General features: G+C 70.4%; 22 protein-coding genes and 1 tRNA gene. 10 read left to right on the plus strand and 13 right to left on the minus strand.

The genetic code is table 11. The annotated features are described in order from the left end of the window. Nucleotides 1-8 precede the first annotated feature (8 nt). A tRNA-Gly gene (locus LL946_RS09100) sits at nucleotides 9-82 on the minus strand. Between the two features lie 169 nt (nucleotides 83-251). Between LL946_RS09100 and dcd the strand changes: the two genes are divergently transcribed. The 3 genes from dcd to LL946_RS09115 are packed head-to-tail and all read left to right on the plus strand — an operon-like array spanning nucleotide 252 to nucleotide 1,801. Then, complete coding sequence (dcd, locus tag LL946_RS09105; protein ID WP_404386713.1) at nucleotides 252-827, plus strand: dCTP deaminase; 576 nt, start codon at nucleotides 252-254, stop codon at nucleotides 825-827. 3 nt (nucleotides 828-830) lie between these two features. After that, a complete protein-coding gene (cutA, locus tag LL946_RS09110) occupies nucleotides 831-1,169 on the plus strand; it encodes a divalent-cation tolerance protein CutA (RefSeq protein ID WP_404386714.1) in 339 nt (112 codons plus the stop codon). Further along, entirely contained in the window at nucleotides 1,166-1,801 is a 636-nt protein-coding gene (locus tag LL946_RS09115) for an alpha/beta hydrolase (protein WP_404386715.1), read from the plus strand. The genes cutA and LL946_RS09115 overlap by 4 nt, the downstream gene beginning before the upstream one ends. On the opposite strand, the gene LL946_RS09120 is transcribed toward LL946_RS09115, so the two are convergent. The 7 genes from LL946_RS09120 to LL946_RS09150 form a co-directional block, all read right to left on the minus strand. Next, the gene (locus tag LL946_RS09120; RefSeq protein WP_404386716.1) at nucleotides 1,798-3,450 is read right to left on the minus strand and encodes an ABC transporter ATP-binding protein; all 1,653 of its coding nucleotides are present in this window, start codon (nucleotides 3,448-3,450) and stop codon (nucleotides 1,798-1,800) included. The two genes, LL946_RS09115 and LL946_RS09120, sit on opposite strands and share 4 nt — an antisense overlap. Beyond that, nucleotides 3,447-5,138, minus strand: coding sequence for a GNAT family N-acetyltransferase (locus LL946_RS09125; protein ID WP_404386717.1), 1,692 nt, complete (start codon nucleotides 5,136-5,138; stop codon nucleotides 3,447-3,449). Before LL946_RS09125 ends, LL946_RS09120 begins: the two co-directional genes overlap by 4 nt. A gap of 5 nt (nucleotides 5,139-5,143) precedes the next feature. Then, on the minus strand, nucleotides 5,144-6,358 hold the full coding sequence (locus LL946_RS09130) for an anhydro-N-acetylmuramic acid kinase (protein ID WP_404386845.1): 1,215 nt from the start codon (nucleotides 6,356-6,358) through the stop codon (nucleotides 5,144-5,146). A gap of 1 nt (nucleotide 6,359) precedes the next feature. Further along, on the minus strand, nucleotides 6,360-7,241 hold the full coding sequence (locus tag LL946_RS09135) for an ABC transporter permease (RefSeq protein ID WP_404386718.1): 882 nt from the start codon (nucleotides 7,239-7,241) through the stop codon (nucleotides 6,360-6,362). Further along, nucleotides 7,238-8,215, minus strand: a complete 978-nt coding sequence (locus LL946_RS09140) for an ABC transporter permease (protein ID WP_404386719.1) — start codon at nucleotides 8,213-8,215, stop codon at nucleotides 7,238-7,240. Before LL946_RS09140 ends, LL946_RS09135 begins: the two co-directional genes overlap by 4 nt. After that, entirely contained in the window at nucleotides 8,212-9,801 is a 1,590-nt protein-coding gene (locus LL946_RS09145) for an ABC transporter substrate-binding protein (RefSeq protein WP_404386720.1), read from the minus strand. Before LL946_RS09145 ends, LL946_RS09140 begins: the two co-directional genes overlap by 4 nt. A 98-nt stretch (nucleotides 9,802-9,899) precedes the next feature. Further along, nucleotides 9,900-11,309 carry an MFS transporter gene (locus LL946_RS09150; protein WP_404386721.1) on the minus strand — a complete coding sequence of 470 codons (1,410 nt, stop codon included), beginning with the start codon at nucleotides 11,307-11,309 and terminating at the stop codon, nucleotides 9,900-9,902. A 48-nt stretch (nucleotides 11,310-11,357) separates the two neighbouring features. On the opposite strand from LL946_RS09150, the gene LL946_RS09155 reads away from it, so the two are divergent. After that, complete coding sequence (locus LL946_RS09155) at nucleotides 11,358-12,473, plus strand: acyltransferase (protein ID WP_404386722.1); 1,116 nt, start codon at nucleotides 11,358-11,360, stop codon at nucleotides 12,471-12,473. A gap of 97 nt (nucleotides 12,474-12,570) precedes the next feature. Here the strand turns inward: LL946_RS09155 and LL946_RS09160 are convergent, their stop codons facing one another. The 3 genes from LL946_RS09160 to LL946_RS09170 are packed head-to-tail and all read right to left on the minus strand — an operon-like array spanning nucleotide 12,571 to nucleotide 15,912. Next, nucleotides 12,571-14,007 (minus strand): ABC transporter substrate-binding protein, encoded by a 1,437-nt coding sequence (locus tag LL946_RS09160; protein WP_404386723.1) that lies wholly within the window; start codon nucleotides 14,005-14,007, stop codon nucleotides 12,571-12,573. A gap of 52 nt (nucleotides 14,008-14,059) precedes the next feature. Next, complete coding sequence (locus LL946_RS09165; protein ID WP_404386724.1) at nucleotides 14,060-14,950, minus strand: carbohydrate ABC transporter permease; 891 nt, start codon at nucleotides 14,948-14,950, stop codon at nucleotides 14,060-14,062. Next, nucleotides 14,947-15,912: a carbohydrate ABC transporter permease gene (locus LL946_RS09170; RefSeq protein WP_404386725.1), complete on the minus strand. Its 966-nt coding sequence runs from the start codon at nucleotides 15,910-15,912 to the stop codon at nucleotides 14,947-14,949. The genes LL946_RS09165 and LL946_RS09170 overlap by 4 nt, the downstream gene beginning before the upstream one ends. Nucleotides 15,913-16,097: 185 nt before the next feature. On the opposite strand from LL946_RS09170, the gene LL946_RS09175 reads away from it, so the two are divergent. From LL946_RS09175 to LL946_RS09200, 6 genes are all read left to right on the plus strand, one after another. Then, complete coding sequence (locus LL946_RS09175; RefSeq protein WP_404386726.1) at nucleotides 16,098-17,258, plus strand: ABC transporter ATP-binding protein; 1,161 nt, start codon at nucleotides 16,098-16,100, stop codon at nucleotides 17,256-17,258. Continuing rightward, on the plus strand, nucleotides 17,255-17,902 hold the full coding sequence (locus LL946_RS09180) for an ABC transporter permease (protein WP_404386727.1): 648 nt from the start codon (nucleotides 17,255-17,257) through the stop codon (nucleotides 17,900-17,902). The genes LL946_RS09175 and LL946_RS09180 overlap by 4 nt, the downstream gene beginning before the upstream one ends. Beyond that, nucleotides 17,899-18,681, plus strand: coding sequence for an ABC transporter permease (locus LL946_RS09185; protein WP_404386728.1), 783 nt, complete (start codon nucleotides 17,899-17,901; stop codon nucleotides 18,679-18,681). Before LL946_RS09180 ends, LL946_RS09185 begins: the two co-directional genes overlap by 4 nt. Nucleotides 18,682-18,767: 86 nt before the next feature. Beyond that, nucleotides 18,768-19,682, plus strand: a complete 915-nt coding sequence (locus LL946_RS09190; protein ID WP_404386729.1) for an ABC transporter substrate-binding protein — start codon at nucleotides 18,768-18,770, stop codon at nucleotides 19,680-19,682. 139 nt (nucleotides 19,683-19,821) lie between these two features. After that, nucleotides 19,822-20,430: an AAA family ATPase gene (locus tag LL946_RS09195; RefSeq protein WP_404386730.1), complete on the plus strand. Its 609-nt coding sequence runs from the start codon at nucleotides 19,822-19,824 to the stop codon at nucleotides 20,428-20,430. After that, entirely contained in the window at nucleotides 20,430-21,341 is a 912-nt protein-coding gene (locus LL946_RS09200; RefSeq protein ID WP_404386847.1) for an LLM class flavin-dependent oxidoreductase, read from the plus strand. Before LL946_RS09195 ends, LL946_RS09200 begins: the two co-directional genes overlap by 1 nt. Before the next feature lie 178 nt (nucleotides 21,342-21,519). Here the strand turns inward: LL946_RS09200 and LL946_RS09205 are convergent, their stop codons facing one another. Together LL946_RS09205 and LL946_RS09210 are read right to left on the minus strand one after the other, a co-directional pair. Beyond that, nucleotides 21,520-22,911, minus strand: coding sequence for a DUF222 domain-containing protein (locus LL946_RS09205; RefSeq protein ID WP_404386731.1), 1,392 nt, complete (start codon nucleotides 22,909-22,911; stop codon nucleotides 21,520-21,522). Nucleotides 22,912-23,124: 213 nt separating this feature from the next. Beyond that, a complete protein-coding gene (locus LL946_RS09210) occupies nucleotides 23,125-26,970 on the minus strand; it encodes a heterodisulfide reductase-related iron-sulfur binding cluster (protein WP_404386732.1) in 3,846 nt (1,281 codons plus the stop codon). Nucleotides 26,971-26,990: the final 20 nt, after the last annotated feature.

Consider the following 26,990-nt stretch of genomic DNA (forward strand, 5'->3'; position numbering starts at 1 on the left):
GTCACAGGTGGAGCCGGTGACGGGAATCGAACCCGCGTGTCCAGCTTGGGAAGCTGGCGCTCTACCATTGAGCTACACCGGCGTGCGCCGCCCGGAGCCTGAGAACAAGACCCGGATGACGGCGCGGCAGGCAGTCTAACCCGAAGCCCGCACCTCCTCGTGAGCAACCCGGCCGCCTGCAGCCGACAAGCAAAAGAGAGCCGGACGGGCAACCGGGGCACACGGCATACGGCTCGGTTAGTCTCGACCCCGTGCTGCTGAGCGACAGAGACATCAAGGCCGAGGTCGAGGCGAACCGCGTGGTCCTGGACCCGTGGGACCCGGCGATGATCCAGCCGAGCAGCGTCGACGTGCGCCTCGACCGCTACTTCCGGCTGTTCGACAACCACAAGTACCCCTACATCGACCCGTCCGAGGACCAGCCCGACCTCACCCGCCTCGTGGAGGTCGAGCCGGACGAGGCGTTCGTGCTGCATCCGGGCGAGTTCGTCCTCGGCTCGATCTACGAGACGGTCACGCTCCCCGACGACATCGCCGCGCGGGTCGAGGGCAAGTCGAGCCTGGGCCGCCTCGGTCTGCTCACCCACGCCACCGCCGGCTTCGTCGACCCCGGCTTCTCCGGTCACGTCACGCTCGAGCTGAGCAACGTCGCGACGCTGCCGATCAAGCTCTGGCCGGGCATGAAGGTCGGCCAGCTCTGCTTCTTCCGGCTGTCCAGCCCGGTCGAGAACCCCTATGGCTCCTCGGCCTACGGCTCGCACTACCAGGGCCAGCGCGGGCCCACGGCGAGCCGTTCGTTCAAGAACTTCCACCGCACCCAGGTCTGAGCCATGGCTGGTGGCAACGGTCTGCTCGAGGTCCGCATCGCGGTCCCGGCGAAGGACGCTTCCCGCATCGCCCGCCTCCTCGTCGAGGAGCGCCTCGCGGCGTGCGCGCAGGTCGTGCCCGGCATGACGTCGACCTTTCGCTGGGACGGTGAGGTGACGACCGCCGAGGAGCAGCTCATCCTCGCGAAGACCCACCGCTCGCGCTTCGAGGAGATCCTCGACCGCGTCGGCGAGGCGCACCCCTACGAGACGCCCGAGATCATCGCCGTCCCGATCGTCGAGGCCAGTGCCGCGTATGCCGCGTGGCTGGTCGACGAGGTCGCCGCCGGCGAGCGTCCGTGAAGGACCCACTCGGCCGGCTCGTCGCCCACGACCTGCGCGGCACCATGCCCGACTCCCCCGAGGGCGTCGCGCTCGTCCTGCACGGCGGCGGCGAGCGGGGTTTCGGCCCGATGCCGTGGTGGGAGGGTCCGGTCCTGCGGATGCGGCCGTTCGCCAGGGCGATCGAGAAGCGGGCCGGCGACCGGATTGCGGTCGTGCGCCTCAAGAACCGCTACTTCGGCTGGAACGGCCCCGAGCAGACGCCGCTCACCGACACCCGCTGGGCGCTCGACCGCATCCGCGAGAGGTATGCCGGCCTGCCCGTCGCGCTCATCGGTCACTCCATGGGTGGTCGGGTCGCCACCCATCTCGCCGGTGAGCCGGACGTGACGACCGTCGTCGGTCTGGCGCCCTGGGTCGAGGAGGGCGACCCGCGGCCCGGCCGACCCGGTCTGCGCGTCCTGCTCATGCACGGCACCGCCGACCGCACCACCGACCCACGCCGGACGAAGCGTCTGGCCGACGAGCTCCGCGCCAAGGGTGCCGACGTCACGTGGCGGCCCATCGACGGCGACATCCACGGGATGTTGCGACACGCCCCGACCTGGCACCGTGAGGTCGCCGAGTTCGTGACGGCCTCGCTCCTGCGCTAGGCGCCCTTCGGGATGGCCGAGAGCAGCTCCTGCGTGTAGTCCTCGCGCGGCGAGGTGAACAGCGCCTCGGGAGAACCGGACTCGACGATCTTGCCGCTCTGCATGACGTGCACCTCGTCGGAGATCATCCGCACGACGGCGAGGTCGTGGCTGATGAACAGGTAGGCCAGCCCGAGCTCGGACTGCAGCCGCGCGAGCAGCTCGAGGATCTGCTGCTGCACGAGGACGTCGAGGGCCGACACCGCCTCGTCGAGGACGACGAGGTCGGGCTCGAGCGACAGCGCCCGGGCGATCGCCACGCGCTGACGCTGCCCGCCGGACAGCTGGTGCGGGTGCCGGTCGGCGACGTCGGGCGGCAACGCCACCTGCTCGAGCAGCTCGGCCACCCGCGCCCGACGCGACTCCTTGGAGCCGATCCCGTGCACCACCATCGGCTCGGCGACGCTGCGCCCGACGGTGAACCTCGGGTCGAGTGACGCGTACGGGTTCTGGAACACCGGCTGGATCCGCCGCCGCACGGCCTTGAGCGCCTTCCGCCCGCCAGCGACCTCTTTGCCGTCGACGAGCACAGTGCCCGATGTCGGCTCGACGAGCCCGAGCAGCATGTTGGCGACCGTGGACTTGCCCGACCCGGACTCCCCGACGATCGAGACCGTCCTTCCCGCCGGGATCGTGAGGCTCACCCCGTCAACCGCCGCGTATGCCGGCCCACGCAGAGCGTGGGACCCGCGCCCACCTCCGTAGACCTTCACCAGGTCGCGGACCTCCACGAGCGCGGTGGGCCCGGCGTCGGCGGGGGCGTCGCGCAGGTCGCGTGGGGTCGCCGTCGTGCCGGGGATGGCGGCGAGCAGCCGCTTCGTGTAGTCGTGCTGCGGCTGGTGCATGACGTCGTGCGCGGTGCCGATCTCGACGATCTCCCCGGCCTGCATGACGGCGACGCGGTCGGCGCGCTCGGCGGCGAGGGTGAGGTCGTGGGTGATGAGGAGGACGGCGGTGTCCATCTCGGCGGTGAGGTCGTCGAGCAGGTCGAGCACCCGCCGCTGCACCGTGACGTCGAGGGCCGAGGTGGGCTCGTCCGCGATGAGCAGTGCGGGCTTGCAGGCCAGGCCCATCGCGATGAGCACGCGCTGGCGCATGCCTCCGGAGAACTCGTGCGGGTACTGCCGGGCGCGCTCCGCGGGGTCGGCGATGCCCACCGCCGCCAGCAGCTCGACGGCGCGGTCGTGGGCGGCGGAGCCGCTCGCGATGTCGTGGACCTCGAACGCCTCGGCGATCTGCTCGCCCACCCGCATCACCGGGTTGAGGTTGGTCATCGGGTCCTGGGGGACGAGTCCGATCCCGGCTCCGCGCAGCGCCTGCAGCTCGCGGGCCGGGAGCTCGGCGACGTCGCGACCGGCGACGACGATGCGCCCCTGGCTGATCTCGGCGGTGTCGGGCAGGAGGCGGTTGACAGCAGCGGCGGTCGTCGACTTGCCCGAGCCGGACTCGCCGACGAGGGCGAGCGTCTCACCGGGGGCGATGTCGAACGACACCCCGCGCACGGCGGTGGAGAGCCCACGCCGGGAGCGGAACCCGATGTGCAGGTCGGTGATGCTCAGCGCGGGGCCGGGCGTCGGGTCGGTCGTGCGACCCGTCGTGGCGTCGGTCATGGGTGCGCCTCCTCGGAGAGCAGCTCGGCCTGGAGCACGCGCTCCCACAGCCGGTCGGTGGGCACGGGCACGCCGTCGTGCAGGTGCCGGTTGGTGGCCATGGCGACAACGGCGGGCTCGGCGCCGAGCCGCACGCCGAGCGCGGTGCCGGTGAAGCCGGGGTGCCACGCGAGCCGCGAGCCACGCCGGGCTCCCGCGACCGTCGGACCGGCACCTTCCGGACCGAAGCCCGCCAGACCCGCGGTCGGCAGTGGTCGGACGCGGAATCCCAGTCCCTGCAAAGGGTCCGGGCCGGGAGTGGTGAACTCCTCGACGACGTCGTCGCTCCACAGGCCGTGGCCGGTGTCGACGAGCGCGCGTCCCAGTCCCAGGAGCTCGGGGACCGAGCCGAACAGGCCGGCGTGGCCCGACACGCCTCCCATGGCGTGCCACGCGTTGGCGTCGTGGACGCTCCCGCGGATGGGGCCGGTGCGGCGCACCACCGGCGGCAGGTCCGGGTCGGGGGAGAGGTGGACCGGGTAGGGCTCTCCGGTGGCGATCATCCGCTCTTCCCAGCCCTCGTCGAGCGCCGACTCGGCGATGTCCTCGTCGGTGCTGGTGCTGGTGCTGGTGGTGGTGCCGGCTCCGTCGAGGGTGCGGGCATCCCCCAGCGTGTCTGCGGCATCGACACGGCCTGCAGGACGGAAGTGCAGCCCCAGCCCCAACGGTCCTGTGACCAGCGACGCGAGCGCAGCGTCCAGCGACTGCCCGGTGACCGCCTCGACGACGGCCCCCAGGGTGATGAACGACAGGTCCGAGTAGGCGAACGACTCACCGACACCCCCACTCCGCGGCAGCCCCGGCAGCATCGCGAGCACGTCCTCGCGGCGCCGCGCGACGTGGTGCAACGGCTGCCACGGCAGCAACCCGGCGCGATGCTGCAGCAGCTGACGGATCGTCGGGTCCGCACCCGACCACGGGACGTGCTTCGACACCGGCGCATCGAGGTCGAGCCGCCCGGCCGAGACCAGCGACATCACCGCGCAGGTCGTCACGAGCTTGGTCACCGACGCGAGGTCATGAACGGTGTCCGGCGACATCGGCGTTCCGGCGGTGTCGCGCACCCCGGCCGCAACGACCGACTCGCCGCGCGCCGTCCAGACCCCGACGACGGCACCGGCCGGCGGCTTCTCGGAGTCCGTCACGCACACGCCCGGGCCCACGAGGACCCGTGCCGCCCGTCCGGGCGCCGTGCGCGTGAGGTGGGCCTCCGGCATACCGAAGCGGTCGTCGACCCGAGTGGCGCCGTCCGGCAGCCAGCCGCGTCCCTCGTAGAACGACCGGGCGGTGTCGTTGTCGCAGAACACCCAGAGGTCGGACCCGGAGACGTCGCCCACGGCCTTGTCGACGGCGTCGAGCAGCTGCCCACCGATGCCTTGCCCCTGAGCAGCGGGAGAGACGTAGAGCGAGTGCACCGCCAGCCGGACGTCGTCGGCGGAGAACCGCACGACCCCCACGACCCGCTCGTCATCGTCCGTGGCCACCAACGTCCGGTCGCGACCCAGCGCATCCGACCACAGGCCATCGGCGTCTGCCCGCGACAGCCGCGCGAGAACCTCCGGAGGTGCGAACGCGGCATACGAGCCCGTCCAGCACTCCCAGAAGACGTCCTGGACCGCCGCGAGATCCTCTCGCGTCGCGACTCGCACTCGCGTCACTCGACGACCACCAGCGCTCGGGGCAGGGCGACGATCGGCTCGGGCAGCCGCAGCGGCTCGGCGCCCGGGGTGATCGAACCCAGCACGCGCGGCCCCGACGCGCCGGTCGCCGCCGGGACGTTGCCGGGCAGCCCGTGCCACGTCGCCCACCCCATGAGCGCGAACGCGAACGCCTCCTTGAGGTCCGTCGGGATGCCGAGGTCCTCGGTCGTGTCGATCCGCACGCCGGGTGCCGCGTCGGCGATCGCCTGCATGAGCACCGGGTTGTCGCAGCCGCCGCCGGACGCGAGCACTCGAGCGACGCCGGTGCGCAGCAGCTCTCGCCCGACGACCTCGCCGGTGAGCCGGGTCAGGGTCGCGACGAGGTCGGCGTCGGGGAGCGTCCGCCCGCCGAGGGCGGCGAGGACGTGGTCGAGGTGGAAGTACTCCTTGCCCGTCGACTTCGGCGCCGGCAGGTCGTAGTAGGGGTCGGCCAGGAGCGTCGTGAGCAGGTCGTCGTCGACCGTGCCGCTGGCCGCGATGACGCCACCCACGTCGTAGCCCTCCGGAGTGAGTCCGCGTGCGGTCACCACCGCGTCGACGAGCCCGTTGGCCGGACCGATGTCGTATGCCGTGATGCTGGGTTCGCTGCCCGGCTGCGGCTCGACGCGGGTCATGTTGGAGATGCCGCCGAGGTTGAGCGCGGCGACGACGTCCTCGGTGTCACCCGCGCCGGCCAGCGCGAGCACGTCGAGCAGCGGCACGAGCGGTGCGCCGTGGCCCTGTGCCGCAACGTCCCTCGCGCGCAGGTCGCTCACGACGGGGACGCCCAGCCGTTCGGCGATCCACGCGGGCTGGCCGATCTGCATCGTCCCGAGGGCGCGGCCACCCTCGACCCAGTGGTAGACCGTCTGGCCGTGGCTCGAGACACCGTCGACGCCGCCGTGCTCGTCCGCGACCGAGGCCGCCACGTCGGCGAAGTGCTGCCCGACGAGGGTGTCGAGCCGGGTGAGCTCGTGGGCGGTGCAGGGCCCCGGCGGCAGCGCCGCGACCAGACGAGACCTCAGCTCCGGGGGATAGGGCGTCGAGCGACCGCCGACGACCCGCGCCTCGAGCACGTCACGGGCGGGGTCGCCGCCGTCGGCGTCGTCGCCACCACCCAGGGTGAGGTCCACGACGATCGCGTCGACCGCGTCGAGCGAGGTGCCGGAGATGAGTCCGAGCCAGCGCATGTCAGTCACGTCCCTTGACGTCGAAGGCGTCGCGCAGTCCGTCGCCGAGGAGGTTGAGCCCGGCCACGAGGAGCACGACGATGATGCCGGGCGCGATCATCGTCCAATTTGCGATCGACACGATGTTGCGCGACTCGAAGATCATCGAGCCCAGCGACGGTGCCGGCGGCGGGGCGCCGAGGCCGAGGAACGACAGCGATGCCTCGGTGAGCACGGCCCACGACAGCGAGAGCGCGGTCTGGACGATGACGAGCCCGCTGATGTTGGGCAGCACGTGCAGCGCCATGGTGGCCCACGGGTTCTGACCGGTGCTCACAGCAGCGCGGACGAAGTCCTGCTCGCGCAGCGACAGCACCGGCCCGCGCGCGACCCGGAAGAAGATCGGCACGTAGACGACGGCGATGGCGAGCGCGACGGTGAACCATGTCCGGTCCAGCACCGACACCAGCGTCAGCGCGAGCAGCAGCGGGGGGAACGCGAAGAACACGTTCGCCACACCACCGGCCACGGCGTCGACCGCACCACGCAGGTAGCCGGCGACGACACCGGCCAGCGTCCCCACCACGGCGGACAGAGCCACGGCCACTCCGGCGATGAGCACCGAGTTCGCCAGGCCCGCCGCCACCCGCGAGAAGACGTCGCGCCCGAACTGGTCGGTGCCGAACCAGTGCGCACCCGAGGGTCGCTGGAGCCGGTTCGGGGCGTCCTGCGCGATCGGGTCGTAGGGGAGCACACCGAGCCACGCCAGCACCGCCACCACGAGCAGCACGGCCATGATGGCCAACCCGAGCAAACCGGGCACCGAACGCCGCAGCCGGTGCCACGGCCTCGTCGGCGCCGACGTGACGTCGACGCTCAGCCCGGCGGTTGCCTCGCCACTCATGACGCACGCACCCGGGGGTCGACGACGCGGTAGGCCAGGTCCGTGACGATGTTGACGAGCACGAAGGCCAGGGCGATGACGAGGACGGTGCTCTGCACGACGGCGTAGTCCTTCTGCTGGATCCCGAGCAGCACCTGTCGTCCGATGCCGGGGAGCGAGAAGATCTGCTCGACGACGACGGCGCCACCGAGCAGGTATCCGAGCTGGAGGCCGGTCATCGTCGTCACGGGCAGCAGCGCGTTGCGCAGCACGTGTCGACGACGCAGCCGGCGCTCGCCGACTCCCTTGGCCCGCGCCGTGCGCACGAAGTCCTCGTCGCGCACCGACAGCACTGCTGTCCGGGTCGTCCGGGCGATCGGTGCCGCGATCCCGAACCCGAGCGTGAACGCGGGCAGCAGCATCTGCTGCAGGTTGAGACCCAGCGACGACACCGAGGCCCACGGGACGGCATACGGCTGGCCGTTGGGGTTGAAGCCGAGTCCGGATGCGGCATACGTGAGGAGGAAGCTCGCCAGGAGGAACGCCGGGACCGACAGGCCGAGCAGCGCGACGAGCTGGCCGAGGCCGTCACGCCACGTGTTGGGCGCGGCGGCGGCGAGCATGCCGACCGGGATGCCGATGAGCAGCGCCACGATGATCGACAGCAGCGCCAGCTCGAGGGTGACCGGCAGGGCCGCTGCGGTCAGCGACGCCACGCTCGTGCGCGAGCGCACCGACCAGCCGAGGTTGCCCGTCACCAGCTCGCGCAGCCACGAGAAGAACTGGGTGACGAGCGGCTGGTCGATGCCGTAGTACTCACGCAGCGCCGCCTGCTGCGCCGGGGTGAGCGCCGCAGCCTCGGTGCCGAGCGAGGCGGTGATCTGGTCGCCGGGGATCGCGCGGAGCATGACGAAGACGAGCAGCGCGACCCCGAAGAGGGTCGCCGCGACCGCGACGAGCCGCCAGGCGAACCGCCTCAGGGACTGCGAGGTCACTGGATGGTCGTCGTGCGCAGCGACTGCAGGCTGCCGTTGCTCATCGGGACGAAGCCCGCGACCTTGGACGACGCGACGGTGTTCGAGTTGCCCGTGAACAGCCACACCCACGCGGCGTTGTCCTCGAGCTCCTTCGAGACCTTGACGTAGACCTCCTTGCGCTTGGCCTCGTCGGACGTCGCCTTGCCCTCGGCGAAGAGCGCGTCGAGCTCGGGCGAGGAGTAGCCGGCGACGGCCTGGAGGTTGCCCTTGCTCGTGAAGTAGCGGCCGTACATCGTGTCCGGGTCCGGGCGACCGCCGTTGAGCGCGACCGCCGCCTCGAAGTCACCGGCGACCCAGCGCTTGACGAAGGCCGCGATGTCGAGGACCTCGAGCTCGAGCGTGATGCCGGCCTCGGCGAGCTGGGACTTGAGGTTCTGGGCCTCGTTGACCGACGTGGCGTACTCGCCCTGGCTGACGATCGTCTTGATGACGAGGGCGCCGCCGCCCGCCTTCGCGAGGTGTTCCTTGGCCTTGGCGACGTCCCGCTTCGGGCAGGGTCGAGCGTTCGGGTCGGACTTGTATGCCGGTGCCGTGATCGGGCCGGTCACCTCACCCTCGCCGTATGCCGCCGTGTCGAGGACCTGCTGCCGGTCGATGGCGCACTGGATCGCCAGACGGACGTTGACGTCGGCGAGCGCCGGCTGGGTCGTGCTCGAGGCCTTGAGCTGGAGCGTGTGGTAGCTGAGCTGGGGCGTCCTGGTGACGGTGAGGTCGCCACCCTCGGCGGTCTGCGCGACGAGCGGGTCGTTGATCGAGGCGAGGTGGACGTTGCCGGACTTGAGCGCCGTGACGATGGCGTTCTCGTCGGGCATGACGCGGAACTCGATCCCGTCGAGCAGGGCCTTGTCGCCCCAGTAGGCGTCGTTGCGCGTGAGCTTGACCGACTGCGACGGCGTGCGGCTCTCGAAGGTGAAGGGCCCGGTGCCGTTGGGCTTGGTCTCCAGCGCGCTCATCGCCGCCGGTGCTGAGGACTCGGAGGGCAGCATGGCGACGTTGACGCTCGCGAGGCCGGCAGGGAGGGCCGCGTCGGGCGCGGACAGGGTGAGCGTGACCGTCGACGGGTCGGTCGCGGTGACCTCGGTGACGCTGGCGAGGGCGCTGCGGGCGACCGCCGCGGTCTTCTCGTCGCGGATGGCGTCGAGGGAGAACTTGACGTCGGCGGAGTCGAACTCGCTGCCGTCGGTGAACTTCACGCCCTTGCGCAGGGTCAGGGTGAGGGTCTTGCCGTCCTCGGACGGCTCCCACTTCTCGGCGAGCCCGGGGACGGTCTTGAGGTCCTTGTCGTACTCCGTGAGCGTGCCGTAGACGTTGCCGAGGACGTTGACGGCCTGGAACTGGGTGGCCTTCCACGGCATGAGGGTGTCGGGGTCGCTCGTCATCGCGAACACCGCCGTGCCGCCGGCCTTGCCGGGCTCCGTCCTGGCCTCGGTGCCGCTGCCTGTGCCTGTGCCAGCGCCGCTCGAGCAGGCCGTCACGAGGACGAGGGAGGCGGCCGCGGTGGCGGCGAGGCTCATCGGTGCCAACGGGCGGGCGGTGCGGATCATCGTCGATCTCCTGGTGCCATCGGGTGCTGTCGAGGGCTGTCGGGGGCGCAGCCAGACCGGAGAAACCCTACAGTCGACAAGCGCTCGGCGGAAGATTCCTACATGACCATCTCACGGTCGCGGGGCGCGGTGCGGGCCAGGCCGAACCAGCTCACGACGCCTCCGATGGTGAGCAGCACGGCGCACACAACCATCGCGTCCCGGAAGCCCGAGGTCATGGCAGACGGGTCCAGGTAGTCGTCACCGGACAGGCCCACGAGGGCCGGAAGCGCTGCCACCGCCAGCAGCGAGCCGGCGCGCGCGACGGCGTTGTTGACGCCACTCGCGACGCCGGCATACCGGTCGGGGGCCGCGGCGAGGACGGTCGAGGTGAGCGGGGCGACGAGGAGCGCGAGACCCAGTGAGAAGACGACGAGTCCCGGGAGCACGCTCCACCACGTCGCGTCGCGCCCGGCTGGCAGCAGGAGCAGCACCCCGGCGGCGCAGATGAGGGGGCCGAGGGCCATGGGGATGCGCGGCCCGATCCGTTCGGACAGCTGCGACGCCTTCGACGAGAGGAACATGAGCGCGATGGTCGTGGGCAGCCCGGTGAGCCCCGCGGCCAGTGCCGACCAGCCGGCGGACACCTGGAGCTGGAGCACGAGGATGAAGAAGACGACGCCCAGCGCGCCGTAGACGACGAAGGTCATCGCGTTCGCGGCCGAGAACACGCGGTCGGCGAAGAGCGAGAGGTGCACCAGCGGTGTGCGTGAACGCGACTCCACGACGACGAACCCGACGGCGGCAGCCACTGCGACCACAGTGACCGCCACCAGCAGGGGCCGGCTGATCGTCGCCGAGGCGGTGAGGGCGTAGGTGAGCCCACCGAGGGCGAGGACGGTGAGGGCACCACCGAGCACGTCGAACCCCCGTCCGGTGGCCTCGGTGTCACGCGACTCGGGTGTCGCCCACAGGGTCAGCCCGATGACGACGAGGCACAGGGGAACGTTGATCCAGAAGATCCAGCGCCAGCCGCCGTTGTCGACGAGCCACCCGCCGACGAAGGGGCCGATGGCCGCGGCGATCCCGGACAGGCCCGCCCAGGTCCCGATCGCCGCCGCGCGGTCCTCGCGCCGGAAGGCCGACTGGATGATCGCGAGACCACCCGGCGTGAGCAGCGCCACCCCGACTCCCTGGAGCACGCGCATCGCGACCAGCTGACCCGGCGTCTGCGCGACGGCACACAAGGCGCTGGCCAGGAGGAACCAGCCCATGCCCCAGAGATAGACCCGGCGTCGGCCGAGCCGGTCCCCGAGCGCGCCGCCGACGAGGACGAGGGACGCGAGCGCGAGCATGTAGCCGTTGATGACCCACTGGAGCTGCTCGAGCGAGGCGTCGAGCTCGGTGCCGATGGTGCGCAGGGCGACGTTGACGACCGAGCCGTCGAGGATCGCGATCCCCGACCCGAGGGTCACGGCCGTGAGGGTGAGGCGGCCGCGGGTGTCGCCCCGGTCGAGGAGTTCGGTCACCCGGCCATTGTCGCCCGACCCCGCTCGTGGTGGATGCTTGTCGGTGCCATGACAACGACCAGCCCCGCCACTGCCCCCGACGTCGACGCCCGCGTCCGTGACCTGGCCTGGACCAGCTACGCCCGCATCGTCGCGATCGTCGCCGTCGTCCTCATCCACGTCGCCGGCTACACGTACGCCAATCCCGCCCTCAAGGGCACGGGCACCTGGGACCTCGCCGCCGTCCTGACCTTCAGCACGAAGTGGGCCGTGCCCGTGTTCGTCATGGTGAGCGGCGCCCTGCTGCTCAAGCCGCCGCGCGACGCGTCGCCGCTGACCTTCTACCGCCGACGGCTGTCCCGTATCGGGATCCCCCTCGTGGTGTGGCACGCGGTCTACATCGGTGTGCTCGTGCACCAGGCCGAGGGTGCGGTGAGGTGGCGCTCGATCGCCGCAGGCCTGCTGCGGGGCGAGGTCTACACGGCGATGTACTTCTTCTGGCTCATCCTCGGTCTCTACGTCGTCACGCCGCTCATCTGGCCCGTCGTCGCGGCGTTCAGCCGTCGCGCCCTCGTCGTCACGGGACTCGGTCTCACCGCCCTGCCCGCCCTGGACCTCACCCTCCAACGCCTGATCCCGGTCCTCAAGGGGACCAACAGCGTGCTCAACGGACCCACGCTCGTCACCCAGTTCCTGCCCTACGTCGGGTTCTTCGTCCTCGGGTACGCGCTCAAGGACGTCATCGTCCGAGGTGGCCGCCTCGTCGCCCTGACCCTCGCGACCCTGGCGATGAGCGCGATCTTCACGCTCCAGGTGACGCTCCTGCCGAACCTGCCCGACCCGTGGCCCAAGGCCGTCAACACGCTGCTGCCGCTGTCCTACCAGGGCTGGCTCCTCGGTCTCGGGGCGATCGGCGTGTTCATGACGTGCCGCAGCATCGCAGCGCCGAGCTCGCGGCTGGCCGCCCCCGACATCGCCTCGAAGGTGCGTCACCTCGGCAACCTCACGCTGGGGGTCTTCGCCTGCCACCTGCTCGTCCTCTACGTCGCGCTGCGCGTCCTCGACCTCCCGAAGGGCGCCACCAGCCCCGGGATGCTGCTGGCGCTCAACGCCGGGGTCGTCGTCGTGTCGTTCGTCGTGAGCGAGGTTCTCAACCGCCTCCCGCTGGTGCGCCGGGCCGTCTGAGGCCGAGGCCTCCACGGGCCTGCACGGGTGGAGCGCGAAGAGGCCCCCTCGAGATCGATCTCGAGGGGGCCTGTCCGGTCCTGCCTGCGTCAGTGGGTCAGTCCACCGAGCTGTTGTACTGGCTGATCTGGCTCGACAGCGACTCGGCGGCCTTGGTCATGGCCTCCTGCGGGTCGGTGCCGTTGAGCGCGGCCTCGAGGCCGTCCTCGGACGCCTTGCGCGCCTGCGGCATGACGCCGAGCAGGCAGCCCTGGGTGGCCTTGCTCAGCTTGGTGCTCTCGAGCTGCTTGACGGCGACGTCGAAGAGCGGGTTCGCCTTGCGGTACTCGACGTCGGACGGCTCGTTGAGGGCGCCCTTGCTGATCGGGAAGTAGCCGGTGCCGATGTGCCACTGCGCCTGGCTCTTGGGGTCGGCGAGGAACTTCACGAAGCGCCACGCGGCCTCCTTGTTGGCGTCCTCGTGGTTCTCGCCGTTGATCCACAGCGAGGCGCCACCGATGATCGGGCCACCCTCGGTGCCGGCCTTGATGTGCGGGTAGTTCGCCGCACCGAGCTCCCAGCCGCCCTCCTTGGCCGCCTTGCTGAAGCCGCCGAGCTGGCCCGTCGACTCGAGCGTGATGGCGAGCTGGCCGGACTTGAAGGCCGCCTGGGCCGCCTTGGTGTCACGGCCCGTGTTGGCGGCGAGGCCGTCCTTGACCATCGTCTGCCACCACTTGACGACCTCGACAGCCTCCGGCGCGTCGAACTGGACCTTGGTCGCCTTGCCGTCGCGCCCGTTGCCCTGGTCGCAGTACTCCTTGCCGTCGGTGGCGATGAACTGCTCGAGCAGCCAGCCGTAGATGGCCGCGCCGAAGCCGTAGTCGGCCGGGCCGCCGCCCTTCTTGGACAGCTTCTCGGCGGCGGTGCGGATGGCGGCGAGGTCCTGCGGCGGGTTCTCGGGGTCGAGACCGGCCTTCTTGAACAGGCTCTTGTTGTAGTAGAGCACCGGCATCGAGGTGTTGAACGGCATCGAGTTGAGCTTGTCGTCGATGCTGTAGTAGCCGGTGATGTTGGGCTGGAGGTCGCTCACGTCGAGCTTGTCGCGGTCGATGAAGGACTGCATCGGGATGGTCTGCTTCGCGTCGATCATGAAGCGGGTGCCGATGTCGTAGATCTGGATGACGTCCGGCGTCGACTTGCTCTGGATCGCCGCCTTGTACTTGGTGATCGCGTCGTCGTACTTGCCGGCGTAGGTCGCCTTGACCTCGATCTTGCCGGAGTTCTGCGAGTTGAAGTCGGCGACGAGCTTGGTCAGGGCCTCGGCGTTGGTGCCGTCCATCGCATGCCAGAACGCGACCGTCGTCACGCCGCTCGCCTTGTCGAGGACGTCGGCTGCGGGAGCTCCTCCGCTGCCCCCGTCGCCACCGTCGCTCCCGTCGTCCGTGCCCGAGCCGCCGCCGCAGGCCGCGAGGAACAGCGACGCGGACGCGAGAGCCGCCGGGACGGCATACCGAAGTCTGCGCCTCGTCGGGACGCCTGGTTTCGTGGTGATCACGTGGAACTCCTTTGTTCGCAACTTCACTGGGGCACTGCTGGGACTGCGTGGACTACTTGACGGCACCCGCGGTGAGGCCGCGGACGATGAAGCGCTGCCCGAAGATCACGAGCAGGAGGGTGGGGAAAAGCGCGAGCATGACGCCGGCGAGCACCATGCCGGGGGAGTCGGAGTCCGAGCTCTGGAGCTGGCTGATGCCGATCTGGATCGTCTGGTGCTTGGGGTCCTCTGTGGCGAGCAGCGGCCAGAAGTACATGTTCCAGGCCGACAGCGCCGACCAGATCCCGAGCGCCGCGAGGCTGGGACGGCTGAGCGGCAACAGGATCGAGAAGAGGAACCGGAAGTGTCCGGCGCCGTCGACCCGCGCCGCGTCGCGCAGCTCCATCGGGAACGACAGGAACGACTGCCGCAGCAGGAACGTCCCGAAGCCGGTCGCGAGGAACGGGAGCGTGAGCCCGGCGATCGTGTCCTTGAGGCCCCACTGCGAGATGAGCAGGTAGTTCGGGATGATGATCGACTCGAACGGGATCATCATCGTCGAGAGGAAGACCCCGAACCAGAACGCGCGCCACCGCAGGTTGAGGAAGACGAACGCGTATGCCGCGAGGGCGCTGGTGACCATCTGGCCGAGCGTGATCCCGAGGGTCTGCAGGACGCTGGTGAGGTACTGGTTGCCCAGCGGGATGATGTCGAGCGCGTTGGAGTAGTTCTCGGGGTGCAGGCCGTTCTTGGGCCACAGCGCCGGCGGGAAGCTGTTGGTGTCGCGCTCGCCCATGAACGAGCCGACGAGCCCGTAGTAGACGGGGAACAGCACGATGAGGAAGAGCACCCCGAGGATGAGGTAGGTGCCGACGTTGGACGGCTTGCGGGAGCTGCGCCTGGGGGACGTTGTCGCCTTCGGTGCAGGTGTGGGCTCGACGGGCCTGGCTGTCTGCGCAGTCACCGGTAGAACACCTTCCGCTCGAGGACGCCGAACTGCAGGGCCGTGATGACGAGGACGATGATGAGCAGCACCATCGCCTGGGCCGAGGCGTACCCGTAGTTGCTGTTGTTGTTGGCGAACGCCTGCTCGTAGATCGAGTAGACGAGCGTCGTCGTGCGGTCCTCGGGCCCACCGACGGTGAGGATCTTGATCTGCCCGAAGCTCTGCAGCGAGTGGATCGTGCCGACGACGACGAGGAAGAAGAGCTGTGGCGTGAGCAGCGGCAGGACGATGGACCGCTGGAGCCGCAGCCCGGAGGCGCCGTCGAGGCGCGCGGCCTCGAGGACGTCCTCGGGAAGGGCGCCGAGCCCGGCGGAGAGGACGAGCAGGTTGTAGCCGATCTGCATCCACACCGTCGCGCCGGACACCGACCACAGGGCGAGGTCCGGGTTGGTCAGCCACTGCACCTTATCGACGCCGAAGGTGTTGAGGATGCCGTTGAGGACACCGGAGGCCGGGTTGAAGAGCACACCGAAGATCACCGACGCCGTCGCCACCGAGAAGGCGAAGGGCAGCGCGAAGGCGGTGCGGAAGAACCGAACTCCCTTGATGCGCGACTGCAGGAGCAGCGCGATGACGAGGGCGATGGCGATGCTCGGGATCACGGTGAGGATCGTGAACGCGAACGTCACCCACAGCACCTGGAGGAAGTCGGGGTCGCTGAACAGCCTCGTGTAGTTGACGAACCCGACGAACCCGCTCGGGTTGCCGAGGATGTCGGTGCCCTGCACCGAGAGCAGGATCGACTTCACGAGGGGCCAGAAGATGAAGAGGCCGAAGATCACGAGAGCCGGCACGAGGTAGCCGAGGGCGACCCAGCGCTCCCGCTTCGCCTCCCTGCCCGCCGGGCTCGTCGTCTGCGGCGGTGGCGGCTCCTCGGGGTCGTGCTCGGCGAGCACCGGTTCACCGGTCGTCGTCGTCACGTCACACCTCGTCCCTCGTCGTTGTGGGTGGTCGGCGTCATGCTAGGCGCGATTGCGGGCTTTCCGCCGATCCAGCGTCGCAGTCCGGGGGTTTTCTCCCCGGCGATTCCCGGGCCCCTGAACTGCGCGTATGCCGTGGGCGCCGGTTAGTTTGGGGGAACCATCCGCTTGGCGAGGGGCAGGGCATGATCCGGTTCGACGGCGTGACGAAGAAGTACCCCGACGGCACGGTCGCCGTCGACGACCTGACCCTCACGGCACCGACCGGCAAGATCACGGTCCTCGTCGGCCCGTCCGGGTGTGGCAAGACCACGTCGCTGCGCATGATCAACCGGATGATCGAGCCGACCAGCGGCCTCATCTCCCTCGACGGCCAGGACACCGGCCGGATGAACGAGGCGCAGCTCCGCCGTGGCATCGGCTACGTCATCCAGCACGCGGGGCTCTTCCCGCACCGCACCGTCCTCGACAACGTCGGCACCGTGCCGCGCCTCCTCGGCTGGGACAAGAAGGAGACGCTCGAGCGCTCGCGGGACCTGCTCGACCGGGTGGGGCTGGCGCCCGAGCTGGCCGACCGCTACCCGTCGCAGCTGTCCGGTGGCCAGCAGCAGCGTGTCGGCGTCGCCCGGGCGCTCGCGGCCGACCCACCGGTGATGCTCATGGACGAGCCGTTCAGCGCGGTGGACCCCGTCGTGCGCGAGCAGCTCCAGGACGTCTTCCTGGACCTCCAGTCCGAGCTCGGCAAGACGATCGTCTTCGTCACCCACGACATCGACGAGGCGATCAAGCTCGGTGACCAGGTCGCGGTGCTCCGCGTGGGTGGCAGGCTCGCGCAGATCTCGGACCCGGCATACCTCCTGGCCCACCCGGTCGACGACTTCGTCGCGGACTTCGTGGGACGCGACCGGGGCTACCGCTCGCTGCAGTTCACGCCGGCCCCGCGGCTGCCACTGGCCGCCGAGCGCACCCTGCTGCTCGGCGAGTCCACCGCGGGCGTGGGCGGGGAGTGGGTTCTCGTGGTCGACGAGGCCCGTCGGCCGCTGGGCTGGGTCGAGCCCGAACGCGTTGGTGGAGAGGTGCGGACGGAGCACCTCCACCGCGGTGGGACGGTGGCGCGGGCCTCGGGGTCGTTGCGCGGGGCGCTCGACGCCGCACTGTCGTCGCCGTCGCGACGAGGGGTCGTCGTCGACGACGAGGGCGAGCTCGTCGGCACCATTCGGGCGCACGAGGTGCTCTCGCTCATCGAGGAGACGGACCGGCCCAAGGAGGACAAGGCGGACGCGTTCGCGCAGGCACGTCCCGAGGGCGGCGCTGGGTCAGGTGCCCGGGCCGGGGACTCGCCGTGACCTGGGTCAACGACCACTGGGGCGACATCTTCGCGCTGGCGCGCAGCCACGTCTGGCTCGCGGGGCTGCCGTTGATCCTCGGGCTGCTCATCGCGCTGCCCCTGGGGTGGGCGGCCCGTCGGTGGTCCCGGCTCTACCCGGTGCTCATCTCGGCGTCGGGGCTGCTCTACACGATCCCCAGCCTCGCGCTGTTCGTGCTCATGCCGCTCATCCTCGGCACCCGCGTGCTCGACCGCGTCAACGTCGTCGTCGCGATGACGGTCTACACGGTGGCGCTGCTCGTGCGGACGGTGGCCGACGGTCTGGGCTCGGTGCCCGACCACGTGCTGCAGGCGGCCCGCGCCATGGGCTACAAGGGTTTTCGTCGCTTCTTCGGGGTCGAGCTGCCCCTGGCGGTGCCCGTCATTGCCGCCGGGCTGCGCGTCGCTGCGGTGAGCAACGTCAGCATCGTGTCGGTCGCGTCCCTCATCGGCGTCTCACAGCTCGGCAACCTGCTCACCGACGGCTACGACCGCTTCATCACTGCCGAGATCGTCGCCGGCATCGTCGCGTGCGTCGTCCTCGCGCTGCTGTTCGACGGTGTCATCCTGCTCGGCCAGCGGCTGCTCACGCCGTGGCTGCGCGTGCAGGGAGGCCGGTCGTGATCGCGAGCATCCTCGAGTGGCTGACCTCCTCCGCGACGTGGTCGGGCGACACCGGTCTGGGAGCGCGGATCCTCCAGCACCTCTGGTACTCCGTGCTCGCCGTCGGCATCGCGGCGGTGATCGCCGTGCCGTTGGGGCTGTGGGTCGGTCACACCGGGCGCGCGAAATGGCTTGTGTCGCTGGCGAACTCACTTCGTGCAGTGCCGACGCTCGGCCTGCTCTTCGCCGTGGCGCTGTGGCTCGGACCCAAGATCCAGTCGGACCTCGCGTTCCTCATCCCGAGCGTCGTCGTCCTCGTCATCCTCGTGATCCCGCCGATCCTCTCCGGCGTGTATGCCGGCGTGGAGGCCGTCGATCCCGCCACCCGTGACGCTGCGCGCGGCATGGGGATGCGAGGCAGCGAGATCGTGCTGCAGGTCGAGATCCCCAACGCCATGCCGCTCATCCTGTCCGGCCTGCGCTCGGCGTTCCTCCAGGTCATCGCGACGGCGACGGTCGCGGCATACATCGGTCTCGGCGGCCTCGGCCGCTACCTCGTCGACGGGATCAAGACGGGCGACTACGTCTCCACCGCGGGCGGTGCGCTGGTCGTTTCGGTTCTCGCCCTGGTCGTCGACGGGGTGCTGGCGATCGTGCAGCGACTCGTCGTCTCGCCCGGGCTCACCGGTGGACGGTCGGGGCGGGCGCGTCGCGGTCGCCGCAACCCCGAGCTCGCGAACTCGTCTTCCCGAGCCGGAATGTCCGGAGCCGATGGTGGAGTTGACTCCGATGCGACGTGAGCCCCTCGTGCGATGTCGCGCGCTCCACCCCAGGCCCGCTCGTCACCTGCTCTGATCTCAGATCGATCGCAACCGAAGGATTCCCCATGAAGCGCATGACCGCCGTACTTGCCCTCACCACCTCAGCGATCCTCGGTCTGTCGGCCTGCGGCGGCGGGAGCGACCCGCTCGCGTCCGACTCGCCGTCCGCCACGGGCTCCGCCGGCGGCGGCGACGTCATCATCGGTTCGGCCGACTTTCCCGAGTCCGAGCTGCTCGCCGAGATCTACGCCGGCGCCCTCAAGGCGAAGGGCATCAACGCCACGACCAAGCCGCGCATCGGCTCGCGCGAGATCTACCTCAAGGCACTCGAGGACGGCTCGATCCAGGCCATCCCCGAGTACACCGGCGCCCTCGGCTTCTTCTACGACAAGAACTTCAAGGAGACCGACCCCGAGAAGGTCTACACGACGGTGCAGGGTCTCCTGCCCGCAGACTTCGCGATGCTCGAGAAGTCGGCGGCCGAGGACAACGACTCGATCGTCGTCACCAAGGAGACCGCGGACTCCAAGCAGCTCAAGACGATCGCCGACCTCAAGGCCTCGGCCGGCGAGATGTCGCTCGGAGCCCCGCCGGAGTTCAAGGCGCGTCCGCAGGGTGTGCCGGGTCTGACCAAGACCTACGGCGTGACGTTCGGGTCGTTCCGTGAGCTCACCGGCCAGGGACTCGTCCAGGCGCTCAAGAACGGCCAGGTCGACGCGGCCAACATCTTCACCACCGACCCGTCGATCGCCGAGAACGGCTTCGTCTCGCTCGAGGACACCGACAAGCTCTTCGGATCCCAGAACATCGTGCCGCTCGTGGCCAAGGACCAGGCCGAGCAGCTCGCTCCGGCGCTCAACGCGGTGTCGAAGGTCCTCACGACCGAGGTCATCTCCGGGCTGCTCAAGCAGACGGTCACCGACAAGAAGGACGCCAAGGACGTGGCGGCCGAGTTCCTCAAGGAGAACAACCTGGGCTGAGCCGCCGCGCTCACCTGCGGGTCACCCGCGGAAGGGGTGCCGAAGGCGTCGGATCTGACGCGCTTGGCGCCCCTTCGCCGTGCCGAGCGTGGGTCCCCGAGTCCGGTCGGGCGAACCTGCCGGGTGCAACACTGCGACCATGCAGATCCCCGACCCTGCGCTGGTTGTCCTGGTCGGCGCGGCCGGATCCGGGAAGTCGACCTGGGCGGCGGCGCACTACCGGCCCACCGAGGTCGTGTCCTCCGACGCCCTGCGCGCCGCGGTCGGGAGCGGGACTGCTGATCTCGACGCCTCGGACGAGGCCTTCCAGATCCTCGACCAGGTCGTGGCAGGACGATGCCGACGCGGGCTCACCGTGGTCGTCGACACCCTCGGTCTGGACGCCGACCGGCGTGCGGGCTGGGCGGCACTGGCGCGCAAGGCGGGGCTCCCCGTCGTGGCAGTCGTGTTCGACACCCCCGCTGCGACGTGCCGAGCCCGCAACGCCGCGCGGGACCGTCCGGTTCCTGCGTCAGTCCTCGGCTTACAGCTGCACCGCATGCGCGACATCCAGCGCGAGCTCGAGGCCGAGGGTTGGGACGTGCACGTCGTCGACAGCGAGACGTCTGTGGCGGCCGCGCCGACTGCGCCGGTCGCGACGGGGCCGGTCGCAACGCGGCCGATCGCGGCGCGGCCGGTCGCGGTCGCTCGGGGACGGCATACGGGGCAATGCCCGTGGCGACACCGGGAACCGACGGTCCACGGGTGATGCTCCAGGTCTCACGCTTCCCGTGGGGCGAGGATCCTCTCGACTGGCTGCGTGGCATCGCGCTCGCCGCGGACGAGGCCGGGTTCGCGGGCATCGCGCTGATGGACCACCTGATCCAGATCCCGCAGGTCGGGCGCGCGTGGGAGCCGATTCCGGAGCCGTGGGTGACGTTGGGCGCGCTGGCGGCTCTCCCCACTGACCTCAGGCTGGGCACCTTGTGCACGCCAGCCACCTACCGACCCGCCGGCATCATCGCCAAGTCGGCAGCGACCCTGGACGCCCTCAGCGGAGGGCGCGCCTTCTGCGGTCTGGGCGCGGGTTGGTGGGAGCAGGAACACGCGGCGTTCGGGGTGCCCTTCCCCGACACTGCCGGCCGTCTCGACGGGCTCGAGGTGGCCGCGGAGACACTGCGTGCTCTGTGGGCGCCTGGCACCAAGGCGTACAAGGGCGCGCGCGTGGCTCTGCCCGAGACCACCTGCTATCCCAGACCAGTGGGGACGTTGCCGCTCATCATCGGTGGGGGCGGCGAGCAGCGCACCTTGCGCATCGCAGCCAGATGGGGCGACGCCTGCAACGTGCAGGGCGACCTGGACGTCGTCACGCACAAGACCGGCATCCTTCGTCGCCACTGCGACGAGGTGGGCAGGCCCCACCACGAGGTCGAGGTGACGGTGCTGGACGTCGCCATCGTCGGCTCCGACCGGGACGACACCTGGACACGGGTCGAGCGACTTCGTGGCCGTACGCAAGCGGCCCCCTATGCCGCCAGACACCACGCCGCTGAGGTCGCTGCTCACCGGGAGCGGCATGACCGGCTCTTCGAGGCGGGCGTCGGAACGGTGTTCCTGGCGCTGCCGGATCTTGCAGGTGCTCACGACGTGGAGAGGATCGGTGCGCTCGCTCGGCGCTGACGACATCGAGAGGGTTGGCGCGGGCTCGGAGCTGATGCCCCTCTCCGGCGCTCATGGCCCCCTCTGGCGCTGGCGAACACCGCTTGGTGCTGATGCCAACCGTGGGTGCTGGGAGAGATCGAGCCCCACACGCGCCTGTGGCCCCGTCGCCTGTGTGGCTTCGGGGTGTGGGGCGGGCTCATGGTCGATGCCAGGTGGTGTCGTCGCCGGAGACGCGTTGTTCGTGGTGGGGCTGCCGGATCTGTCCCGCAGCTGGGCCACGGCCGAGTCCTGGGTCGGGGTGTGTGAGGGCGGTGTCGTAGGAGCCGCGGGTGAGGTCCCACGTGACGCGCTGGCGCCCGTCGTCGTCGATCGTGACGTGGCCGTGGAGGCGGCGCGAGTGGACGGTCGTGTGATGTCGCTGGCACAGCAGGGCCGCGTTGGACAGGTCGGAAGGTCCGTCGTCGGCCCAGTGAATGAGGTGGTGCGCGTCGGTCCAGGCCGCAGGTGCGTCGCACCCGGGGTAGGTGCAGTGCCGGTCCCGCAGCCACAGCCGTTTGATCTGGGCAGGGGTGAAGAGACGTTCGGCGCGACCGAGGTCGACGACCTCACCACACGAGTTCAGGACGGCGGGAATGACCGTGGCGTCGCAGGCCCAGCGTCGGACGGTGTCGGCGGTGACGAGGTCGCCGGTGGTCAGGGCACCGAGCAGCGACCCTGCACCGGCGGAACGTTGGAGATCCTCGAGGCCGACGGTGACGAAGACCTGCGTCTTGGTCGAGGACCAGGCGCTGTCTCCCGCCTTGAGCGCACGCCCGATCACGGCGACCAGCGCTTCGGCGCGGCGTTGCTCGTGCGGGCGTTCGTCGCGTTCGCCGTCGGATCCGGGAGTGGGCGCGGACAGCGGCCCGATGGCGGCTTCGAGCAGGGCCCGGCCCTCGCGGGTGACCCGCAGGAGGTACTCGAACAAGCCGGGCGCGATCTCCTTGCCCACGGTGAGGCCGGCGCCCTGGCGGGCCTTGTCCTCGGTGTCCTCGAACGCGTCGTCGGCGCCGTACGCGGCCAGGAGCCGTTCGCGCAGCTGCCGGACGGTACGGGCGTCGTGCCGCTCACCCAGGGTCATCAGCCCGTCCCAGACGGTGTCGACCGCGTCCGGGTGCAGGTGGGGCTTGAGCAGTCGCATCTCCTTGAGCGCGACCTGTGCGGTGCCGATGCTGACCCGCCCGCTGACCACCGCCGCGCGCAGGATGTGGTGGCGGGTGTCGCGACAGGCCTGGGCGACGTCGACGAGGCGGGAGGCGCCGGCGACGGCATACCGGCGGTGGTGCGCGACCACCCACTCGCGGGGCGTCTGTGGGGGTGAGGCGCACCCGGGCTCGCCGCGCTCGATGGCCTCCGTCGTGATCGCGACCTCGGCTCCCTCGGACACCGCGGACAGCTCACCCAGAGCCTCCAGACCGTTGACGAGGTCGGCTCCACTGGCCTGCCACAGCACCGACGGCAGGGCGGCCGCGGCCTCGTGCGCAGCCGCGATCCGAGCCACACACTCGGCGTAGCTCAGACCCGGCTGCTCCGCTGTCCCCTCTGTCATGCCACCCACGCTACGGGCCGGCACTGACAGTCTCACCTCCCGAACTCCATTGTCCTGCAACCATATTCGCGTCGTTGAATGGGTTACGTCGCACCCGTCACACCCACCTCAGGGGTTGCGCATCACCCCGGAACGTTCCCACTCAAAATGGATGGGCATACATCGAGCCCCGCCGACACGAGGTCGACGGGGCTCGACGAAGAGCAGGTGCGCTCAGTCCCAGGGGTCGGGCGCGTTCAACAGCTCATCGGCGTTGGCGACGGGAGCCGCCGGCTTGCTGCCCTTGGACTCGGCCTCGGGCGACCCCTCCTCGGTCGACTCGTTGTCAGCCGCGGGCTCGGATTCCGCGTCCGGTTCGGCGTCGACGTCGGAGCTCGGTTCTGAGTCCGCCTTGGCAGGTGCTGGGGCGTTGTCGTCGGCGGTGGCGCTCGGCTCGGTGTCCGGCGAGGCGCCCGAGTCGTCAGCCGTTGAGGGTGCCGTGTCGTCCGAGGTAGCCGCCTGCGTCGCGGCTTCGGTGGTCACGGTGGCGCGCTCCGAGAGGGAGCTGGCGTCGTCCCACGGGTCGGGGGCTGCCAGCAGCGCGTCGCTGTTCTCGACCTCGGCGGCCGTGTTCGCCGTGGGGGCCGGCTCGGAGGAGTCGGAGTCTGTGGTGTCGGCGAGGGGCGCCGCCGGCTCGTCGGTCTCGGGCTCCGGCTCGGGTGCCGTGTCCTCGGCTGCCGGTGCGGCGGGTTCGTCCCAGGGGTCGACGTCGTCGCTGGCCGCGGGTGCTGCGGGCGCCTCGGTCTTGGCCTCGGGCTCGGGTGCCGTGTCCGCGGCGTCCTCGGTGTTGGCACCCTCGGCGGCCGGGGTCGCGGGGGTGGCGGGCTCGTCCCAGGGGTCGACGTCGTCGCTGGCCGCGGGCGCTGCGGGCGTTTCGGTGTTGGCCTCGGGCTCGGGTTCCGTGTCCTTGGCTGCGGGTGCTGCCGCGGGGGTGGCGGGTTCGTCCCAGGGGTCGACGTCGTCGCTGGCGGCGGGTGCTGCGGGCGCCTCGGTCTTGGCCGCGGGTGTTTCGGTCTTGGCCTCGGGCTCGGCTGACTTGTTCACGGACGTGGGAGCAGCCGCTGCGGGTGCAGCGGGCTCGTCCCACGGATCGACGTCGTCGCTGGACGCGGCGGCTGCTTCCTCGAGCTTCTCGGGCGTGGGCTCCCCCTCGGACGCGCTGGCCTTCTCGTCCGCGGCCGCGGGGGTGTCCCAGGGGTCCGCGTCCGTGTCGGCGGTGGTGTCAGCAGGGGTCGATGCGGCCGGGGTGGTGGCCGCGGGGGTGTCCCAAGGGTCCGTGTCCGTCTCGGCAGCGGAGGTCGATGCGGCTGGTGTGCTGGCCGCTGGGGTGTCCCACGGGTCTGCATCCGCGTCGGCGGTGGTCTCGGCAGCGGAGGTCGATGCGGCTGGTGTGCTGGCCGCTGGGGTGTCCCACGGGTCTGCATCCGCGTCGGCGGTGGTCTCGGCAGCGGGGGTCGAGGCAGCCGGCGCGGCAGCAGGGCTGTCCCATGGGTCGGCGTCGGGCGGCGTCGCGTCCTTTGCGTCACCAGCGGGAGCAATGGCACTCCCCGAACCAACAGGTGTCTCAGCCTCGTCCCCGCCCTCGGCAGAGTCCGCACCAGCACCAGCACCAGCACCAGCAGCGCCCGCGGCCACAGCGGCCCCGCCAGCAGCAGCGGAACCGGACTGACCGGCATACGACTCGGACTCGGAGGCGACCGCAGCGGCAGCCGACTCGTCGACGCCAGCCTCGTCGTCAGCACTGTCCTCAGCACCACGACGCACGGCCGCGAGCAGCATCTGCGCGACGTCGACGACCTCGACGTCCTCGCCGACGCCCTCGGACTGCTTGGCGGTGAGCCCGTCGGAGATCATGACGCGGCAGAACGGGCAGCCGATGGCGATCCGCTCGGCCCCGGTGGCGAGAGCCTCCTCGGTGCGGTTCATGTTGATCCGACCGCCGAGCTTCTCCTCCATCCACATGCGAGCACCACCGGCGCCGCAGCAGAACGACTTCTCCTTCGAGCGCTCCATCTCACGCAGCTCGACGCCGGGCAGAGCGCCGATGAGCTCGCGCGGCGGGGCATAGACGCCGTTGTGGCGACCGAGGTAGCAGGGGTCGTGGTAGGTCACGGACGGCGCGGTCGAGGCCGCGTTCTTGGCCGACGACATGCCCGGAGCATCGGACGGGCGCGCGACCGGCACGAGCTTCTTGTCGCGCACGAGCCGGTTGAGCAGCTGCGTGTGGTGCACGACCTCGAACGTCCCACCGAGGTCGGGGTACTCGTTCTTGATCGTGTTGAAGCAGTGGGCGCAGGTGACGACGATCTTCTGGACGCCCGACTCGTTGAGCGTCGAGATGTTCTGCTCGGCGAGCATCGAGAAGAGGATCTCGTTGCCGGCCCGTCGCGCCGAGTCGCCGGTGCAGGTCTCGCCGTCACCGAGGACCGCGAAGGACACCCCGGCGGTGTCGAGGAGCTCGGCGACCGCGCGCGTCGTCTTCTTGGCGCGGTCCTCGTAGGCGCCGGCGCAGCCGACCCAGAACAGCCAGTCGACCTCCGAGGCGCTCTCGACGTCCTTGCCGAGGATCTTGACCTCGAACGGCAGGTCCTTGGCCCAGTCGAGGCGGGCGCGCGCACCCATGCCCCACGGGTTGCCCTTGGACTCGAGGTTCTTGAAGAGGCCACCGAGCTCGGAGGGGAACGCCGACTCGATGAGCGTCTGGTAGCGACGCATGTCGACGATGTGGTCGACGTGCTCGATGTCGACCGGGCACTGCTCGACGCACGCGCCACAGGTGGTGCACGACCACAGGACGTCCTCGTCGATGACGGCGTCCGGGCCGTGGGGGTTGTATGCCGTGAGCGGGTTGGTGATGTCGTAGCCGGTCTGCCCGATGAGGGGGAGCTCCGCGAGGGCCGTCGTGGCCGCGGGGAGGGACGCGCGCGCCTCCTCGGACGCGGTGAGCCACGGCGACTTCGCGTTGGCGTGGTCGCGCAGCGTCATCATGAGCATCTTGGGCGAGAGCGGCTTCTCGGTGTTCCACGCGGGGCACTGCGACTGGCAGCGACCGCACTCGGTGCAGGTGGAGAAGTCGAGCAGGCCCTTCCAGGTGAAGTCCTCGACCTTGCCGACACCGAGCACCGGCTCCACGGCGTCCTCGTGCTCGTGCAGCTCCTCCATCGCCTCCATGGAGAACGGCTTGCCGTCGCCCATCGTCATCGGCTTGAGGTTGCCGAGAGCGGTGCGCCCGGAGGCTTCACGCTTGAACCAGATGTTGGGGAAGGCGAGGAAGCGGTGCCACGCGACACCCATCGTCGGCTGGAGCGAGACCGTGATCATCCAGGCGAACGAGATGATGATCTTGATCGCCGCGACGATGACGACGAGGGTCTCGAGCGTGACGGCCGACATCCCGGACCAGAGGCCCGACATCCAGCCGGTCAGCGGGAAGTGCAGCCCGATGCTCTCCTCCGGCAGGCGCGCGGAGACGAGGGCGGCCTCGAGCGTGCGCAGCGTGAGGATGCAGAGCGTGACGCCGAGGATCGTGGCCTCGACGTAGTACGCCTGCCACCACGTCGAACCGAAGAAGCGCGAGCGGCGGCCCTGCTCACCCGCCGCGGAGCGGGGGTGCTGGCGCTGGCGGATCGCGATGAGCACGACGATGCCGATGAAGCCACCCCAGGCGAACACCTCGGTCATCCACTCGAACGGCGGGAAGTGCCCGACGATCGGCAGCCGCCACATCGGGTCGATGAGCTGCCCGAACGCGTTGACGAGCGTCCCGAAGAGCAGGAGGAACGACAGTGCCGTGAACCAGTGCGCGACCGCGACGACCGGCAGTCGTGCCATGCGGGTGTGCCCGAGGAACTCCTTGGTCAGCGTCCACGTGCGCGACACCGGCGCGTCCGTGCGGCGCGGATCCGCCTGTCCCACGCGGTAGAGCGCCACGAAGCGCCCGATCTGCCGGAAGAGCAGGGCCCACCCGACGAGCATCAGCGGGAAGCAGATGGCGGAGGCGACGATCTGGAGCGCGGACATGCCGGCGAGTCTAACGACGG

This window comes from Knoellia locipacati, assembly GCF_044791685.1.
Classification (GTDB): Bacteria; Actinomycetota; Actinomycetes; order Actinomycetales; family Dermatophilaceae; genus Knoellia; species Knoellia locipacati_A.

What these genes read in the sequence shown, in the direction of transcription:
- cutA (WP_404386714.1), top strand. Translation starts at nt 831, where the DNA reads ATGGCTGGTGGCAACGGTCTGCTCGAGGTCCGCATCGCGGTCCCGGCG.
- LL946_RS09120 (WP_404386716.1), bottom strand. Translation starts at nt 3,450, where the DNA reads ATGACCGACGCCACGACGGGTCGCACGACCGACCCGACGCCCGGCCCC.
- LL946_RS09130 (WP_404386845.1), bottom strand. Translation starts at nt 6,358, where the DNA reads ATGCGCTGGCTCGGACTCATCTCCGGCACCTCGCTCGACGCGGTCGAC.
- LL946_RS09135 (WP_404386718.1), bottom strand. Translation starts at nt 7,241, where the DNA reads ATGAGTGGCGAGGCAACCGCCGGGCTGAGCGTCGACGTCACGTCGGCG.
- LL946_RS09145 (WP_404386720.1), bottom strand. Translation starts at nt 9,801, where the DNA reads ATGATCCGCACCGCCCGCCCGTTGGCACCGATGAGCCTCGCCGCCACC.
- LL946_RS09155 (WP_404386722.1), top strand. Translation starts at nt 11,358, where the DNA reads ATGACAACGACCAGCCCCGCCACTGCCCCCGACGTCGACGCCCGCGTC.
- LL946_RS09175 (WP_404386726.1), top strand. Translation starts at nt 16,098, where the DNA reads ATGATCCGGTTCGACGGCGTGACGAAGAAGTACCCCGACGGCACGGTC.
- LL946_RS09190 (WP_404386729.1), top strand. Translation starts at nt 18,768, where the DNA reads ATGAAGCGCATGACCGCCGTACTTGCCCTCACCACCTCAGCGATCCTC.
- LL946_RS09195 (WP_404386730.1), top strand. Translation starts at nt 19,822, where the DNA reads ATGCAGATCCCCGACCCTGCGCTGGTTGTCCTGGTCGGCGCGGCCGGA.
- LL946_RS09200 (WP_404386847.1), top strand. Translation starts at nt 20,430, where the DNA reads ATGCTCCAGGTCTCACGCTTCCCGTGGGGCGAGGATCCTCTCGACTGG.
- LL946_RS09205 (WP_404386731.1), bottom strand. Translation starts at nt 22,911, where the DNA reads ATGACAGAGGGGACAGCGGAGCAGCCGGGTCTGAGCTACGCCGAGTGT.
- LL946_RS09210 (WP_404386732.1), bottom strand. Translation starts at nt 26,970, where the DNA reads ATGTCCGCGCTCCAGATCGTCGCCTCCGCCATCTGCTTCCCGCTGATG.